This window comes from Shewanella sp. 8A (genome assembly GCF_023475945.1).
Taxonomy (GTDB): Bacteria; Pseudomonadota; Gammaproteobacteria; order Enterobacterales; family Shewanellaceae; genus Shewanella; species Shewanella xiamenensis.
Genome location: NZ_JAMDJP010000014.1, coordinates 42,847 through 59,086, shown reverse-complemented (window position 1 = coordinate 59,086; position 16,240 = coordinate 42,847). Strand labels below are relative to the sequence as shown.

Genomic DNA, 16,240 nt, shown 5'->3' with positions numbered 1-16,240 from the left:
GTCATCCCATACCATGAGGGTCACAGCCCCGTTGCCTATGCCAAAAACATTGTTTACGGCTAGCCTGTTTGGCTGGTGTTTATTATCCTCTATTGGTGCAGCCTCTGCTGCACCAAGCCCTGTACCTCTGCTAGTGGAACAGTGTTTACGTCATCCTAATATTGACTTGACTAGCGCCTTTAGCCGCTATGCCAATACACATAATTTGCCCACTTTAATGCTCTCAGATAAAGCATTGGTATTAGAGCAACACACCATAGGGCTTAATAACATTAATGACAGACTCAACTACTACCGAGGTTTATCCCTCTCGGGCGAAGAACGCCAAGGACTACTGCAATGTCAGTTGCGCCTTGCCGATATCCTAAACGACCTGCTGAGCCAAGCAGCATTCAACCAACTTGTCGATGAGCTCACTGATGCGGCTGATAAACATAGCAATGATGAGCATCTCACCCAAGATCAACTCTTATTCGGTGAACAATTAGTCGCATTACTACGTCAGCATCAATCCCCCCTTGATAAGGCCAAACTGCACACAGCACAAGCCACTATTCGACAAGGATTAAGCAGTCAACAATTTCATTTAGCGGTTCAAGCAACCCAATGCCAACTGCCAACTGAGGTTACTACTGCCAACACAGAAAATGTCGCCGTTGATGCAGTAGACAACACCACAGAAACATCAAATACAACGTTTTCCGGCACGATTGTCGGTTATCTCTTAAAACAACCCGATCGCCACTGTCGGCAAATTCTGTGGCAGGCCTATCAAGGTCGTGCCCGCGAGCATAACCAACTCGCATTGCATCGTATTGCAGAATTGCGTCAACAAATGGCAAATGACGCAAACTTTATCGATTTTGCCAGTTACAGCTTGGCTGAACAGCAACTCAATTCTCCTGCGTTAGTAAAACAGTTTCTTGACAGTCAAACCGAATCAATTGGAGTCGCACCTTGGGATGTCGGCCGCAAATTATCGCAGCTAAGTAGTGCCAAACAGATTTCCTTACACACTGGCGAAGTGCTCGATAATGCTTTTGCTATTCTCGGTGAGTATGGATTGAGTTTTGAAGTGATAGATGGGCATATTGCATCAACCGCGGCTCAACGGCAGCAACAAATCATTCGGGTTTACCACCAACATCGTTTGCTTGGTGAAGTGTATCTTGACGTAAATAGTCGGCATGCCAGTGCCAGTCAACATACCCTCAGACAAAGTGTGATTGGCCAACAGTTTGGTCAACAGGCACTCGAGCTTAATCCCACACTCAACAGTGACAAAGATATTGAACGTTTTTGCAATGCGTTAGCCCAAGCTGTTGTAGCACTTGCACGGGGAAGCCATTTTTATCTAAACAATACCTTAGGCCCGAGTCTCGATTCAAATCAGTTACCAAGCCTTTGGCTAGCCAATGTATTACACGAAACACTCTTTCCAAAATATGATATTCAACATATAGCGCCAAGGGAGATACTTGCCAAGGCCTATACCAAACAACTTAATGTGTTTCGCGCTAAAGTGGCGCTTAATTTTTATCAGTCTTTAAAACAGCAAAGCTATCCCGATCTACAAGCAGAGTTTAGTAAGAGTTTTGGCGCAAATTGGGAACAACCAATTGACTATGCATATAGTTTCAATGCAATCGCTAATGAAGGTCCACGCTATTATCAATCCCTGTGGCAAACGCAATTAGCGAAATTTGTCTATTTATCCACACAAGACTGCCAAGATAAACTTGGGTTGTTTAATATGCTGGTGGTCAATGAGGCTGCACTCACCATAAGTGAGCAACTGCGTGACAGTATTGGCGAACCCGTTGATGCGGTATCGCTTATTCAACGGATTAGCACTGTCTCAGGCTCCCACGCACCCAATAGTCATTGCGCTTTTTAGCGGTTTAACGCTATGGCTAACATGGTCGATTTGCACATACGGCGCAGCTACTTAACAAACGTTAACCTATCAATCTTGCATCAGCGATAATCTCGGCGCCACGCCCGACGGGATGATCGTTTTCTCAATAAAATCATCGATACTATTGAAAAAGTGATCATCGCTCGCCAATATAGCGCTAAACCTATCGTTTTTTTAGTATCATTTTTTAAAACCTGTTGGTAAATATTAGGATCACCATGACTCGCGCTAAATCCACCCTTGAGCAATGGCGTATTTTACAGGCTGTCGTCGATTATGGCGGCTACGCGCAGGCGGCAGAAAAACTCAACAAGAGCCAATCGTCTCTCAACCATGCTGTCGCCAAGTTGCAACATCAATTGGGAATTGAGTTACTCGAAGTCCGTGGGCGTAAAGCCTATCTGACGCCACAGGGCGAAGTATTATTGCGCCGTTCACGCCATGTCACTCAATCTGTGAATGAATTAGAGCAATTGGCCAGTAATCTTGAGCAAGGTTGGGAGCCAACGCTGACCATTGCCCGTGAAATTGTCTATCCGATGGAAAGCCTTGTATGTGCGCTAAGTGACTTTCTACCCCATAGCCGTGGTACTCGCATTATTATGCTTGATTCAGTGATCACTGGGACGCAGGAGCTGATCCTGCAGAATAAAGTCGATATCGCCATTTGTGCAGGCATCCCACCCAAAGGCTATTTATCCGAGCCTCTATGTGAACAAGAGCTGCATCTGGTTTGCCACCCGAGCCACCCCTTAGCCGACATTGGCACCTTAGATGATGACAAACTGTTGGCACAGCATCTGCAGTTAGTGATCAAAGACACGGGCGTGCAATCTAACATTGATATCGGCTGGCTCAAAGCCGAGCAGCGCTGGACAGTATCTAACTTCCATGAGGCGAAAGTTATTTTAAACCAAGGAATTGGTTTTTGTTGGATCCCATCCTTCCTTATCCAAGAAGAATTAGCTGCGGGTAAACTGGTGCGTTTACACCTGCAAGGCAGCCAGAAACGACGGATAATGCTTAGCCTTGTGATACCCAACCGCGATCACCAAGGCCCCGCCTCGAAACTGCTGGCCTCTTATATCCTAAAGCACCATGGTGTGAGCACTACCGATTGATAACGCTAAGGTTGTTTCCTCTAGCACAGCAAAATGAGCACTTGGGTAATAGGGAGTCACTGTTATTTGATTTATGGCTACTGAACTTGCAAACAGAGCACGCTTAAGCGATAGGCCTTAATGGGCAAACGCTACTCGGTTAATATTTGCGAGAATATCGAGAATTAGAGGCTAGGGCGTGTTGACGTTTCAGGGTTATTTTTGCAGCAATGTGGCTGGCTTTTATGCAAGGCAAAGTCCGTGCTGTGTAGTTATTCTACATAAACGGACGATAACGCGGCAGAAACGGCAGCCAAATGCTGCCCGAAGGGTTCGTCTGGCAAACACTTGCTCTTACTTTCTGTCATAAGAGCCGCTCGTCATTTGAGTAGAATAACTACACATCATTCCTCGTTTCGCGAGCACGAGCTTGCCAGAACGAACAAAATCTAATCTCGAAACGTCAACACGCCCTAGACATTCACATCTAAGAAACGCGGACGATGCAGTGCTAAAGTTTGAGGGTTGAACAGGCCGCGAGTGTCTTGGCGGTTTGATGACTCAAGTGTTAATCCATTGGAAATAAGACTATTCTCCCCATAAACAGTCGAGCTAGACGCCAATGCAGAATCGTCTATTGGTTCAGCTATCTCCCCACGATGTGCATCAACACTCGACTCATTGTGCACTAGTGTTGAGTTTTGATTAATGGCTAGCGCTGCTACGGCTACCGCATCATAGAAACGAACCGCATTGCTGTCCCTTTGGTTAAGATTCAATGCACCCTTGTTGAATAAGCGAGCGGATGATTCGAGTCGCTGTGAGGAAATCTGCGGATTTTCAGCTTGGCTAGATTGCACAGAACCAACGGCCAAGGTTGCTGTTGGAGGTTCAATTGTATCGCTATTTTCAACCTCTATGGCATTTACGGCATCAGAGGTATCACTCGATGCAACCTGCGCCGCAATGCCTTTATTAATCTTATCAATCACTTCGGTAACAGGAGCCGATGGCTCGTCTTGGGGGACCGTGATATTACCATCGGCATCAACCTTACCCGTGACTTGAATTTGACGTTCTTTGAGCGGTGGCAAGTTTTCAAGTTGCGCCTCGGCGCCTATTAAGGTTTCCGTTGTGGACTGGTCAACAATCTGCTGTTGACGTTCCTCAGCAAGTTTAGCCTTGGCCTCATTCATTTTCTGCAGTGCTTGCGCCGCCACGCGAATATCGGCGGAAGATGGGTCAACTGGCGCCATCGCGGCCGCATAGACTTGCTTCATTTTATTGATGGTCGCCAGAGGATCGCCTGGTACTATCGACACATCGATTTGTACTTCACCGTCGGTGGCATAGCGTTGGCCATCAGCTCCTTTTTCATATTTAAAACTAGGGCTTTGGGCATATTGACCACCCACGCTGGCATGAGCGTGCTCATGAGCTTTGACTTCTGTGTCCCTTGCTTTTAATTCGTCAATTTGGGCTTTTTGTTGCTCTATCGCCTTTTCTTGTGTCTGTTTGACTTGCTCTTTCGCTAAGTCTTGCTGGCGAGTTTGTTCGCCCTGTGTCTGCTGAGCTTGTTGGCTATTATCGGCTTTAGCAAAGGCTTCGGCTAATGCTTGTTGTTTTTGCTCCTGCTCTTGTATAGCCTTTTCCCTTGCTTGCTTAGCTTGCTCATCACGAACTTGTTCAGCTTGATTTTGCTGAATGTGAGAAAGTTCGCCTGCTACCGATTCACTCCCAACTGGTTCCTTGGTCGCATCAGGTTGGCCAAAGATATGACTAAACTGCTCACTCAAACTGTTTGCCTGAGGCGAGGTTTTATCACCAACATTGGCCACCACCGAATCGCGGGTCCCCGAAGTAGTACCCACGACATCAGCCCCTGCAAACTCAGTAGCAAAAGGATTAATTGCAGTACTAGTGGCCTTTTGTTGTCCCAATGGTGCGACACTTGTTGTGATCGGATCTGAAGTCGGGAATATATTGGTGATATCCGAATTTGACGAAGTAATACTACCGATATCGCTTTCAGTTGAGTAAGCGGTTGTGCTTGGCGCCAAAGAAACCAGAGGATTAACGGCACCATTCAAGGCTGAAAGCCCCATATCCGGAGCACTCAACACTGACACGGCTGTCTGAGAGGCAGCAATTTGCCCACCTCTCATTCCACCTATGGAACGAGGTCCTGTGAGTAAACTAAAACTTTTATTAGTTGAAGACTGTGAAGTCGAATCTATCAGTTTTGGAGCGGAGGGGTTTGCATATAGCTGGGCAGAAGCGTTTACACCTAAATCTACAATAGCTTTCTGTATCGCACTCGCATCAACATTATTCGCGCTAGAAGAAAGGCTCGCATAACTCGATTTAGCGCCTGCCAATAACTCAGGCTGAGTCCCAGTGAAAGGCAAAGTTTGGTTGGACGCAGCAGTAAAGCTACTTAAAGACGGTTCAAGTGCCCCACTCACTTCGGATTTTGGTGCATGCAGGCTAGCCGTTGAAGCGCTATGGTTAGCAACCGTCTGACTATTGTCACCTTGATAAACCAGTCCACTTTGAGGTCTTGCTCCTTTTAGCGGCTCAATCGGCTTATCAGCACTCAAAAACGAATTGGATGGCGCGCCAACCTGGGATGACAGCGCCATGACCGACATAGTTACACCTTGATGTTAATAATCGAACCTATGGTTTCAGATTCTCTCTCTAGTACCTCAGTCGATGCTTCACCTTGTCGCAATGATGAATTGGCAGCAACTAATGCGGAGGTTTTATCGGTTTCATCTACCGCCTTAGCGGTTTCTGTGGGTGCAGCGCTTTGCGAAGGACTCGGTTTAGCCACATCAATCGTAGCCTGTGTTAGTCCTGATTGAGCCGTTTGCAAGCCTTGCAGACCGGAAGCATAAGCAGATTGGATTTGCATAAAGGGATTCCTGCATCTGGTGAACACTAGGTTAATTATTGACCAAACCTACCTTGATGTACAGATTTATCCCTCTTATGGAGAGCTTTTTTGCTCATTTTCAGCTCCTTTTTAACAGGCTATCCAAGCCGATTCCCAATCCTTAAAGACGGGGTTAAATCCCTTGAGCCGCATTTGACTGATGACCTGCTCAACAGTTCGCTCATCGCTGATCTCAAACTGATCGAGCTGACTATCAGGTGCTTGGTAACCGCCGGGCTGAGTTGAACTGCCCGCACTCATTTGCGTTATCCCAAGAGGCAGTAAATTGTCCCGAAGCGATGGTGCCTCGCGGGTCGATAAACTGATATCAAGTTGTTGATTAAAAAGTCTAAAGGCACAGATCATTTGCACCAGTCCAAGATCGGTTAAATGCACTTTTGGTGTTATGCCACCAGTACAAGGCCGCAAACGTGGTAGAGAAATACTAAAACGAGTACGCCAGTAATGCCGTTCTAAATAGTCCAAATGATGACCCATCAACAAGGCATCGAGCCGCCAGTCATCTAATCCTAGTAACACACCTAGGCCTATCTTATCGATACCTGCACGGGCAACGCGATCGGGCGTGGCAAGCCGATAGGCGAAGTCCTGTTTTTTGCCTCGGGTGTGATGTTTAGCATAAGTCGCGGCTTGGTAGGTTTCTTGATACACCATCACAGCATCGAGTCCTCGCTCGACAAGCTGGCGATAATCAATCTCCTCAAGCGGCTGCACCTCCATAGCCAGATAACTAAACTGCTGTTTTACCAACGGTAAAACCCGCTGAAAGTAATCCATTCCAACCTTAGTTTCATGCTCTCCCGACACTAGCAAGATAGAATCAAAGCCGCGGGATTTTATAATTGCCATTTCGGCAGCAAGTTCCTGCTCATTGAGCACTTTGCGCTTGAGCTTATTGCTCATGCTAAAACCACAGTAATCACATTCGTTAGCGCAAAGATTGGACAAGTACAGTGGTAAGTACAATCCGATATTGGCCCCAAAGCGTTGCCGAGTGAGCGCTGCCGAGCGCTGTGCCATCTCTTCGATATAGGGCTCGGCCGCAGGAGACAGCAAAGCGAGCAGACTCTGTAAGTTGCCTTCTGGTTGAACTAGGGCACGTTCAACATCAGCAGCAGTGCATGAATACAACGCCAGCAATAACTTATCCCGTTCGATGCGGGCAAAATGGTCGACAAAACTCATTGCTGTAGGAATCCGGTTAGTGGGCTGGTATGCACCGCCTGAGTTTGCACCCGGCCAAGCCCAGCTTCAAAGGCGCGTCGCCCGCAATCTACCGCATCCTTAAAGCACAACGCCATTTCAATCGGAGATGCGCTGCTGGCAATGGCGGTATTAACCAGCACGGCATCGGCACCTAACTCCATCGCGTGCGCTGCATGGGATGGCGCGCCAATTCCAGCATCAATCACCACCGGCACCCTTGCTTGCTCGATAATCATCTTGATGAAAGGCTCCGTCACCAGCCCCTGATTGGTGCCAATTGGGCTTGCCAGTGGCATCACAGCGGCGCAGCCGACATCCTCTAAACGTCGACACAGCACAGGGTCGGCATGCACGTAGGGCAGCACGATAAACCCGCGTTCACAGAGGATTTTGGCTGCGGCTAATGTCTCGACCGCATCGGGCATCAGGTATTTGGGATCGGGATGAATTTCAAGTTTAACCCATTGTGTTCCCAGCATTTCCCGCGCTAATTCAGCAGCAAATATCGCTTCCTTAGCATTACGCGCGCCCGAGGTATTAGGTAAGAGCCGCACGCCCGCTTGCCGAAGTGGCGAGAGCAGATCATCGGCCTTTGTTTTTAAATCAATTCTTTTCATCGCAACTGTCACCAACTGCGGCTGAGACGCCTTAATTGACTCCAGCATCAGCTGACTTGAGCTGAATTTTCCCGTGCCCGTAAATAATCGCGATTCAAATTCCACACCTGCAATCGTTAGCATATTAACCTCCTGCGACTACGGCAAACACATCGATTTTATCCTCATGGTGGCAGAGGATAGATGACCATCTATGCCTTGGCACTACGGCCTCATTTAGCACTAATGCGACTGATTGTTGATTAATATTTTGTGCTTCTAACAAGGCTTGTAAACTCAGCGGTTGTTGAACTGTTTGGGGCACATTATTGAGATGAATTAAAATCATAACAAACCTCGATTAGGGACAGATTTGAATGAAGCAGCTGTGGTTGATTGCATTAATGCACTCGGCTTTAATCCGCACACCTTGCACTCGGGATCACGGGTTAATGCGGCCGAATGCCATTGGAATAACTTGGTATCGAAACGCCAAAATCGGCCAAGTAGCGCTCTCGTGGAGGTGACTGGGTGACTTGTCTCTTCGAAAGACTGATTACCCGTTTGTTTTGTTGTAGAAGTTGGCGGCGTGGCTAAGAGCAACAATTGCATCGCTAGCAGCGCCTGCATCGATGCCATCACGCCGACACTGGGGCCGAGCACTCCTTGACTGCTACAGTTTTGTGGCGCGCGAGTATTCGAGGGGAAGATACAGTGATAACAGCCTCCCATAGGGAAACGCTGCTGATCAACGGCAAACAGTTGGCCGTTGAAAGCGGCAATGGAGGCACTCACCAGAGGTAAGGCATGCTCAATACACAACCGATTGATACAATGGCGCGCAGTAAGATTATCAGTGCAATCAAGTACTAAACGAGTTTCTTCGCTATGGGTTAACAGGTGAGCTAATACATCGCTCGCAGACTCAAGAGTCAATTGCTCGGCAAAGGCATCAATCTCACAACCTTGCGCCAACACGGCTAATTTCTGTTTAGCAATGAGGGCTTTGTGATGGTCAATATCGTCGTCACTAAAGAGTAATTGTCGCGGCAGATTGGATAATTCCACCCTATCGCCATCGACAAGCGTTAAGCGCCCAACACCGGCGCAGGCTAAATATTGCGCCGCCAATTGCCCGAGGCCGCCGAGGCCTACGATAAGCACATGAGCCTGTTTAAGCTGCAACTGGCCAGCCTCGCCGACCTCGGGTAAAAATATTTGCCGCGAATAACGAATAAAGTCTTTATCGGCAAGGGATTGCGCCTGCTCTTGTGTGATGCTCATAGGCTTGACTCCCAAGCTCGCGTCAATTCGGCAAAGGCCATTATTGGATCGCTTGATTCGGTAATCGCCCGCACCACGGCAATATTGCTCACCCCAGTCGCTTTGACTTGGGCAAGATTCAAAGGCCCGATGCCGCCAATTGCCACTAAGGGATAATGCGTATTTAACAGCTCAACATAATGAGTGAGTTTACATAACCCCTGCGGCGCCGATGGCATTTGCTTGGTGGTCGTCGGGAAGATATGCCCAAGAGCGATGTAAGATGGTGCATGTTGATGGGCACGCAGCAACTCGAAATAACCGTGGCTCGAAATGCCAAGCGCCAATCCCGCTGCATGAATGGCGTTAAGATCCGTCACTGCCAGATCTTCTTGTCCAAGATGGATCCCAAATGCGCCATGTTTTATCGCTAACTGCCAATGATCATTGATAAACAGCTGCGCATCATAATGCTTACCTATGGCAATCGCGGTTTGGATTTGTGCCTCAAGTTCGTCCGACGCCAGCACATTAGACTTTAGCGCATTAGACTTTATCCTGAGCTGTATCGTCTTCACGCCCGCCGCCAATAACTGTTCGAGTAACAGTAAGTTATCGACAACTGGATAAATCCCTAAGTCAGGATCAAGGCGCTTAAACGCGCCGCATTGCAAATCACTGGATTCATTCAAGCTATTTTTAGGGTAAGAAGTGACGTAAGGATACGCCATTAAGCTGTGCGGCCATGCGGTACGCGCGAGTGGTCCAGGGCCTTGGCCGATCCCCACTGCATAAGTTAAACCTTGATTGACATAGGCTTTTGCTACCACAACCGCATCCTGCAATACAAAGCCAAAGGCTAACACCGAGGCGATGGCTGAAGACAGAGTACAACCACTGCCGTGGTTATGGCGCGTGTTTATCCGCGCACTACTGAGCCAAAAACCACCATTCGCGTCAAGCGGTGAGCAGCCAGTAACCTGATGACAAATCAACAAATCCTCCGCCAAACGCTGATTCTCTGTAGCGATGCGATGACTTGTGATATCGCTTTTTGGATCGCTTAAGGCATCACTGGTGTTAATGCCAGCACTTGCCTGAGCCGCAAAATCAATATCGCCGCCCTTGGCTAATACACTGCACGCTAATTGCGCTGAGAGTTGCATTGCCGCAGCGGCGAATTCTGCTTTTGTATGAATGGCTGACGCTCGTTTGTCTGTGGCGACAGTAAGCCTTGCCAACTCCTGCACATTCGGCGTTATCAGGCTAATCAAGCCCTTAAAGGGTGCAAAATCCAGAGGTTTACTCGCCGTGCTCTTATCGCCGAGTTCGTCTCCACAGCTTGCAACCATCACAGGGTCGAGAATAACGGGGACGAGTGAAAATTGGGTTTTAAAACCAGCCAACCAATCGGCTACTAAGTGCACTTGTTGCTGATTTGCGAGTAAACCAATCTTAATCGCCTGAGGCGGTAGATCGGCTAACAGGGTCGAGAGCTGTGTGAGTAACATTGCCTCACTCACAGGCTCAACTAACGCCACCGTCACCGAACTTTGGGCCGTTAGCGTGGTGATCACGCTGCATCCATGGCCGCCCAAATCCTTGATGGTGGCTAAGTCGGCTTGGATCCCCGCGCCGCCACCGCTGTCTGAACCGGCAATGGTCCAGACGATAGGTTTAGGCGCCACCTGGCTAATATGTTTCGCAGGGGTCATTATCAAACCTCCGCAACCTGTGCTGTTGGTTTGAGCTCACTCCCATCCTGATACTTGCCCGATTCATTGGCAGTTTTAGCTGTATTAGCCTCGCCCATCGGTAGATACAACTTGGCACCCGAAGCCGCAAACTCTGCCGATTTTTGCGCCATGGCCGCAGCTAATTCATCTTGGGTTTTAACTCTGATCTGCTGGATTGCTTCTGTGTTTGATTGCCCTTGTTGAGCTGGTTTTATCGATGCAAGCGCTTCAGCGCTCTCAACATTCTGGCTTGACGAAGCCCCTGCTAATGTACCCGCCGCTAAACTTGCCGCATAGTCGCGCACATCTTGGGTGATCTTCATTGAGCAGAACTTAGGGCCACACATAGAGCAAAAATGCGCAACCTTGGCCGACTCCTGTGGCAGGGATTCATCGTGATAGGCTCGGGCGGTCTCAGGGTCAAGTCCGAGGTTATATTGATCTTCCCAGCGGAATTCGAATCGCGCCTTAGATAACGCATTGTCGCGGATCTGAGCGCCCGGGTGGCCTTTGGCAATATCGGCCGCATGGGCGGCAATCTTGTAGGCAATCAGCCCTTGTTTGACGTCCTGCTTATTGGGTAAACCTAAGTGCTCTTTCGGCGTCACATAGCAGAGCATGGCGCAGCCATACCATGCGATCATAGCCGCACCGATCCCTGAGGTGAAATGATCGTAACCCGGCGCAATATCGGTAATTTGCGGCCCTAGGGTATAAAACGGCGCCTCGGCGCAGTGGATAAGCTGCTTATCCATATTCTCCTTGATGAGCTGCATCGGGATATGCCCAGGCCCTTCGATAATGGTCTGCACATCGTATTCCCAGGCGATTTTGACTAGCTCACCTAAGGTTTCAAGCTCGGCGAACTGCGCCTCATCATTGGCATCGGCAATGGAGCCAGGTCGCATACCGTCGCCTAATGACAGCGATACATCGTAGGCGACACATAGCTCGCAAATCTCACGAAAATGGGTATAGAGGAAGTTTTCTTGATGGTGGCTCAAGCACCATTTGGCCATGATTGAGCCGCCGCGGGACACAATCCCTGTCACCCGTTTAGCGGTCATAGGCACATAGCGCAATAACACGCCCGCATGGATGGTAAAGTAATCGACGCCCTGCTCCGCTTGCTCAATCAAAGTATCGCGAAACACTTCCCAGGTCAGGTGTTCAGCAACACCATTCACTTTTTCCAGTGCTTGATAAATCGGCACTGTGCCAATCGGCACTGGCGAGTTACGGATAATCCATTCACGGGTTTCATGGATATAGCGGCCAGTGGACAAGTCCATCACAGTGTCCGCGCCCCAACGGGTTGACCAAACAAGCTTTTCCACTTCCTCCTCGATGGAAGACGTGACCGCCGAGTTACCGATATTGGCGTTCACTTTGACTAAAAAGTTACGGCCAATAATCATAGGCTCAGCTTCGGGATGATTGATATTTAACGGAATAATGGCGCGTCCACGGGCAATTTCGTCGCGGACAAACTCAGGGGTAATTGGTTTACCTATTACGGCACCAAAGGATTCACCATGGCCGCGGCGGTTTAAGATTTCATCTTGCACCTGGGCGAGCGCCATATTTTCCCGAATCGCCACATATTCCATTTCAGGGGTAATAATCCCTTGGCGGGCATAGTGTAGTTGGCTCACGCGTTTACCAGGTAAGGCACGGCGAGGACGAACAATCGCACTTGAGCCTGCTTCGAAACGCAGATGATCGAGCCCATCATCCTTTAGGCGTTGCTGGGTAAAATCTGAGGTCGCGCAATCGAGTACTTCGGTATCTTGGCGCTCGATAATCCACGGTAATCTGAGTTTGGCTAGTCCTTGGCGCACGTTAATTTGCGCAGCCAGATCGGAATACGGGCCAGCGCAGTCGTACACCGGAATGGGAGGATTTTTCTCAACGTTGGCCGCGATCGCCGTGCCGCCAATCCGCGTATCGGTTTGCAGAATTTGCCGCATCCCCACACGTAAATCCGCACGGCTTCCCTGCAAATAAAGTTTTTGCGAATTAGGATGTTGTAATGGTTTAAGGGTATCGATAAAGGCTTGCGCCTCGGCGCGCGCCACACGGCGGTTCGTTTGCCCATGAGTGTTCACGGCAAGTGATTCTGAGGACGATTCTAAACTGGACATAAGCAATCTCACTTTAACAAATAAAAATGGGGTTGCTTGTCTGGAGACTTGAGTGTTGAGAGCTGAGCCTTGTAAACCGTAAGTGGATTTACTGACTCAATAACGACTAAATCGATGGGTAAATAGACGGCAAAAGATTGCCGCTGATACGATTTAATGGAAGTTATTATGCTTGTTTCCTTCGCAGGTTTTAACCTGATCAGGTTCAACGGATCCCGAATAAACGGTCTCAGCCAAGAGGCACTCCGACAAGATGGGCAAAAGTATAGGCAGAAGCGCTGCGAACAAACAAGCGTAATTTAAGGACAAAAACTTAACTATCAATCAAAAACAAAGAATACATAAGCAACTGTATATTATAGTATTTAATTTTATAAAACTTTTAAACTCATCATTACCATTATTTTGGGTGAAAATTTATCATCGTTATTTTTTAGCCTTTTGGCCGCTTTACCATCATTTTATCGAGCTGCGCCTTAATGGCATCGTCAATTTCTTGGTTCATTTTCTTGCCACTGCAATCGAAGGGAAAACCTAAATTCTCGGCATAGGGATTAATTGGGGTGCCTACTTTGACGACCCGATAACAGGTATTACCTTGACGAACGATACGATTCGGATCCAGTTCTAAATCCAAACTGGTGGGGCCGCTAAAATCGTCGGCATTGGGCACAATCAGTACCTCCATCTCGGGGCTCATTTCAGACAAATTCGACCGTTTGCTGTAATGATTTGCTTGCTCTAACACTAAATCATCTAAAGCTTGCTCACGCTGTCGTTCAAAATAACGCTGAGTAAACAATCCCACACTGCCCGCCGCCCCACCGCTTTGCCCACTGGCCGCAGACTGTTGAGTGCTTGCCGCATGAGCCGAGCTTGATTGGACTTCTGCCTTTTTCGGTTTAACAGCCTCTTTTGAACTCTGCTGGGTTTGGCCCTGAGTTGAGGTGTTAGGCACAGATGTGTTTGGTACTGATGCTTTTGATTCTGTTACTTTTGATTCTTGGGCGCTAACTTCTGGTGGTTTGGCTATCTGCTCCATGGGTTTTGGCGTCAGCTTTACTGCGACTTTTGGTGACACTTTCGCTGACTGCTCAATATCAGCTGCCGGCTTTACGGTATTAGGCGGTGAGGTTATCGGCTCGCTAGTGTTAATAAACTCTTCCACTGAGATATCTTGAGCAGAATCCGCTGGAGCAGTTTGCGTTGGCGGCGCATAAATAAAATATGCCTTTAACGCTTTGGTTGTAGTCCGTGCGTTAGCAGATGATTCAGTAAAATGCAGCCCTAAGTGTTCCGACTGGGTTCGCCATAAAAAAATTAATAAAAACAGCAGTAAGCCATGGCCAAACATGACCCAAAGCAATAGCTTAAGATTGAAATAATGTGGCCGCTCTCGCCCGCTTAGATTTGAAGATGTTTGAAATGCGCTATCGATTGATCTTTGGTCTGCTTCACTTAAATTGAGGTGTAGATTGTTATCGCAAGACTCGGCATGAACACTTAAAGCGCTAAAAGGCTTAGTGTTCAAATCTGTAGCGCCTTGGGCTGTAGCACTTAAAAACGTTGCACAAAAAGGCAAAGCGGAAAATGGTAAAGCCTCGTCCTTTGTGGCACTGCAGTGCGCATCAAATCTGATGCTATCTTCTGGGGCTATATTCGATCGAACAGGCAAAATCCATCCCTTAGTACTTAATGAATAAAGTACTTAACAAATCCATGACATCTTACGGAGAATTAGAGAAAGTGAGTCGAACAAAGTTCCAAAGCAGTGACATTATTCAGTTGTAAACCAGTACCATAATCTTGTACAAGGACAACAGAACTCATCAGTGTTATAGCCGATGGCAAGAACACGCAAAACAAATCAGCTTACATGTGTAAGCCAATTGTAGCTTTCCCTTTTATCTACTGATAGACTCAATCATTATCGTCATCGAGTGGATCAACAGCATGCCAAGCCAGAGTTTGATAGAGCCGCAAATGAGTCATGAAAAACCTTTAAATATCAGCGGGTATAGCTTAAGCGAAGAGATAGCCAATAGCATTAGCCATGGCCTAGGGGTGATTGCAGGTGTAGTGGGCTTAATCTTTATGCTACTTAAGGGCGCAGATCATCTCACCAACATTCAACTTACAGGCGTTATTATTTATGGCGTAAGTCTTATCCTGTTATTTTTAAGCTCAACCCTGTACCACAGCGTAACGCATGTTGGCTGGAAACATAAACTTAAGATTGCCGACCATTGTGCTATCTACTGCTTAATTGCGGGCACCTACACCCCACTGATGTTAATCAGCCTGCAAGGACAGCTTTCAACCATTATTCTTACGGCGATTTGGTCTTTGGCTATTGGTGGGATTTTATTTAAGACCTTATTTATTCACCGATTTAAAAAACTCAGTCTTGTGTTATATCTGGCCATGGGTTGGCTTTGTATAACGGTGATTGGCGATTTGACAGCAGCAATGTCACCGCTTGGATTTAATCTACTGCTATTGGGCGGGTTGTTTTACACCCTTGGAGTGATCTTTTATGTCGGCAAACGTATTCCGTACAATCACGCGATTTGGCATCTGTTTGTGCTAGCTGGCGCGATGAGCCATTTCTTCTGTATTTATTTAACAGTGATCTAGCCACGCACGCTCAGTCACACAAGCCATCCTCTGGGTGGCTTTTTTATGTCTATGCTTTGAGACTGAGTTTTATGGCTAAGTGATAAAGTCGCCAGCCAAGCGTTATCTACAATAATTCTGCAACTATCTGTTTCAGCAAAAAGGTTTCCCTGTCGATAGATTGGCCTTTGTTGGCGAAGGTGCGCTGAATTTCTTCATTATGGGCAATGGCTTGATGGATATTGATCCACTCAGGGCGCATGCCGTTTTTCACTTCATGGGCTTCAAGCATTGGCTCACCTAAGCCACGGTTACCTAAAGTCATATCGATTTCACACAGGTAGCAATAGGAATCCATATGCACGACGTTGGCGCCTTCGCGAAACCAAGGTCGATATTCTTCATAGCGGCCAAAGGGTGCAATAACGTTAGCGGCAATGGCGCCGGTTTCTTCCTGTAACTCACGAATAAGCCCAACCTCGATGCTCTCGCCCTTATCCACACCACCGCCGGGCAAGCCGTAATCTCGATATTTTTGGGTATAGAGCAGCAAAATATCTTCCCCCGACAGCACAATGGCTCGGGCGGCTTGGCGATAAAAGATCCTTGCCTGTTTTAAATTAATATTGGCAGCTTGGGTGGACTTCAATAAACGCATAGAAAAACTCAAGATTAACGGCCTAATAGCATAAACCAACTTTA

At 47.7% G+C, this 16,240-nt stretch carries 14 protein-coding genes and 1 riboswitch; of the genes, 4 read left to right on the top strand and 10 right to left on the bottom strand.

Features of this window, described 5'->3' with window-relative positions; all coding sequences use genetic code 11:
* Nucleotides 1–37: 37 nt before the first annotated feature.
* Nucleotides 38–1,897 (top strand): gluzincin family metallopeptidase, encoded by a 1,860-nt coding sequence (locus M0413_RS12585; protein ID WP_249554441.1) that lies wholly within the window; start codon nt 38–40, stop codon nt 1,895–1,897.
* A gap of 239 nt (nt 1,898–2,136) precedes the next feature.
* Nucleotides 2,137–3,039, top strand: coding sequence for a LysR family transcriptional regulator (locus M0413_RS12580; RefSeq protein WP_037431654.1), 903 nt, complete (start codon nt 2,137–2,139; stop codon nt 3,037–3,039).
* 452 nt (nt 3,040–3,491) lie between these two features.
* Here M0413_RS12580 and M0413_RS12575 read toward each other — a convergent pair whose 3' ends face one another.
* The 9 genes from M0413_RS12575 to M0413_RS12535 all read right to left on the bottom strand — a co-directional run bounded on the left by M0413_RS12575 (nt 3,492) and on the right by M0413_RS12535 (nt 14,453).
* Nucleotides 3,492–5,669 (bottom strand): putative metalloprotease CJM1_0395 family protein, encoded by a 2,178-nt coding sequence (locus M0413_RS12575; protein WP_249554439.1) that lies wholly within the window; start codon nt 5,667–5,669, stop codon nt 3,492–3,494.
* Nucleotides 5,670–5,671: 2 nt separating this feature from the next.
* Nucleotides 5,672–5,935 (bottom strand): hypothetical protein, encoded by a 264-nt coding sequence (locus M0413_RS12570; protein WP_037418823.1) that lies wholly within the window; start codon nt 5,933–5,935, stop codon nt 5,672–5,674.
* A 111-nt stretch (nt 5,936–6,046) separates the two neighbouring features.
* Nucleotides 6,047–7,162, bottom strand: coding sequence for a 2-iminoacetate synthase ThiH (gene thiH, locus M0413_RS12565; RefSeq protein WP_099458118.1), 1,116 nt, complete (start codon nt 7,160–7,162; stop codon nt 6,047–6,049).
* Nucleotides 7,159–7,923 carry a thiazole synthase gene (locus M0413_RS12560; RefSeq protein ID WP_249554438.1) on the bottom strand — a complete coding sequence of 255 codons (765 nt, stop codon included), beginning with the start codon at nt 7,921–7,923 and terminating at the stop codon, nt 7,159–7,161. Before M0413_RS12560 ends, thiH begins: the two co-directional genes overlap by 4 nt.
* Before the next feature lies 1 nt (nt 7,924).
* Nucleotides 7,925–8,128: a sulfur carrier protein ThiS gene (gene thiS / locus M0413_RS12555; RefSeq protein WP_069454988.1), complete on the bottom strand. Its 204-nt coding sequence runs from the start codon at nt 8,126–8,128 to the stop codon at nt 7,925–7,927.
* The gene (locus M0413_RS12550; protein ID WP_249554437.1) at nt 8,125–9,063 is read right to left on the bottom strand and encodes a HesA/MoeB/ThiF family protein; all 939 of its coding nucleotides are present in this window, start codon (nt 9,061–9,063) and stop codon (nt 8,125–8,127) included. Before M0413_RS12550 ends, thiS begins: the two co-directional genes overlap by 4 nt.
* Nucleotides 9,060–10,757, bottom strand: a complete 1,698-nt coding sequence (gene thiE, locus M0413_RS12545; RefSeq protein WP_249554436.1) for a thiamine phosphate synthase — start codon at nt 10,755–10,757, stop codon at nt 9,060–9,062. Before thiE ends, M0413_RS12550 begins: the two co-directional genes overlap by 4 nt.
* 2 nt (nt 10,758–10,759) lie before the next feature.
* Nucleotides 10,760–12,922 carry a phosphomethylpyrimidine synthase ThiC gene (thiC, locus tag M0413_RS12540; protein ID WP_249554435.1) on the bottom strand — a complete coding sequence of 721 codons (2,163 nt, stop codon included), beginning with the start codon at nt 12,920–12,922 and terminating at the stop codon, nt 10,760–10,762.
* A 159-nt stretch (nt 12,923–13,081) separates the two neighbouring features.
* A riboswitch (TPP riboswitch) is annotated at nt 13,082–13,180 on the bottom strand.
* A 175-nt stretch (nt 13,181–13,355) separates the two neighbouring features.
* On the bottom strand, nt 13,356–14,453 hold the full coding sequence (locus M0413_RS12535) for a hypothetical protein (protein ID WP_249554434.1): 1,098 nt from the start codon (nt 14,451–14,453) through the stop codon (nt 13,356–13,358).
* Here M0413_RS12535 and M0413_RS12530 point away from each other — a divergent pair.
* Both M0413_RS12530 and trhA read left to right on the top strand, forming a co-directional pair.
* Entirely contained in the window at nt 14,446–14,625 is a 180-nt protein-coding gene (locus M0413_RS12530; RefSeq protein WP_249554433.1) for a hypothetical protein, read from the top strand. The genes M0413_RS12535 and M0413_RS12530 overlap by 8 nt on opposite strands.
* 250 nt (nt 14,626–14,875) lie before the next feature.
* Entirely contained in the window at nt 14,876–15,559 is a 684-nt protein-coding gene (gene trhA, locus M0413_RS12525) for a PAQR family membrane homeostasis protein TrhA (protein ID WP_249554432.1), read from the top strand.
* Nucleotides 15,560–15,665: 106 nt separating this feature from the next.
* On the opposite strand, the gene M0413_RS12520 is transcribed toward trhA, so the two are convergent.
* Complete coding sequence (locus tag M0413_RS12520; protein ID WP_249554430.1) at nt 15,666–16,196, bottom strand: NUDIX hydrolase; 531 nt, start codon at nt 16,194–16,196, stop codon at nt 15,666–15,668.
* Between the last annotated feature and the right edge of the window lie 44 nt (nt 16,197–16,240).

Coding starts and splice junctions, on each gene's coding strand:
- M0413_RS12585 (WP_249554441.1), top strand. CDS start 38: ATGCCAAAAACATTGTTTACGGCTAGCCTGTTTGGCTGGTGTTTATTA.
- M0413_RS12580 (WP_037431654.1), top strand. CDS start 2,137: ATGACTCGCGCTAAATCCACCCTTGAGCAATGGCGTATTTTACAGGCT.
- M0413_RS12575 (WP_249554439.1), bottom strand. CDS start 5,669: ATGTCGGTCATGGCGCTGTCATCCCAGGTTGGCGCGCCATCCAATTCG.
- M0413_RS12570 (WP_037418823.1), bottom strand. CDS start 5,935: ATGCAAATCCAATCTGCTTATGCTTCCGGTCTGCAAGGCTTGCAAACG.
- thiH (WP_099458118.1), bottom strand. CDS start 7,162: ATGAGTTTTGTCGACCATTTTGCCCGCATCGAACGGGATAAGTTATTG.
- M0413_RS12560 (WP_249554438.1), bottom strand. CDS start 7,923: ATGCTAACGATTGCAGGTGTGGAATTTGAATCGCGATTATTTACGGGC.
- thiS (WP_069454988.1), bottom strand. CDS start 8,128: ATGATTTTAATTCATCTCAATAATGTGCCCCAAACAGTTCAACAACCG.
- M0413_RS12550 (WP_249554437.1), bottom strand. CDS start 9,063: ATGAGCATCACACAAGAGCAGGCGCAATCCCTTGCCGATAAAGACTTT.
- thiE (WP_249554436.1), bottom strand. CDS start 10,757: ATGACCCCTGCGAAACATATTAGCCAGGTGGCGCCTAAACCTATCGTC.
- thiC (WP_249554435.1), bottom strand. CDS start 12,922: ATGTCCAGTTTAGAATCGTCCTCAGAATCACTTGCCGTGAACACTCAT.
- trhA (WP_249554432.1), top strand. CDS start 14,876: ATGCCAAGCCAGAGTTTGATAGAGCCGCAAATGAGTCATGAAAAACCT.
- M0413_RS12520 (WP_249554430.1), bottom strand. CDS start 16,196: ATGCGTTTATTGAAGTCCACCCAAGCTGCCAATATTAATTTAAAACAG.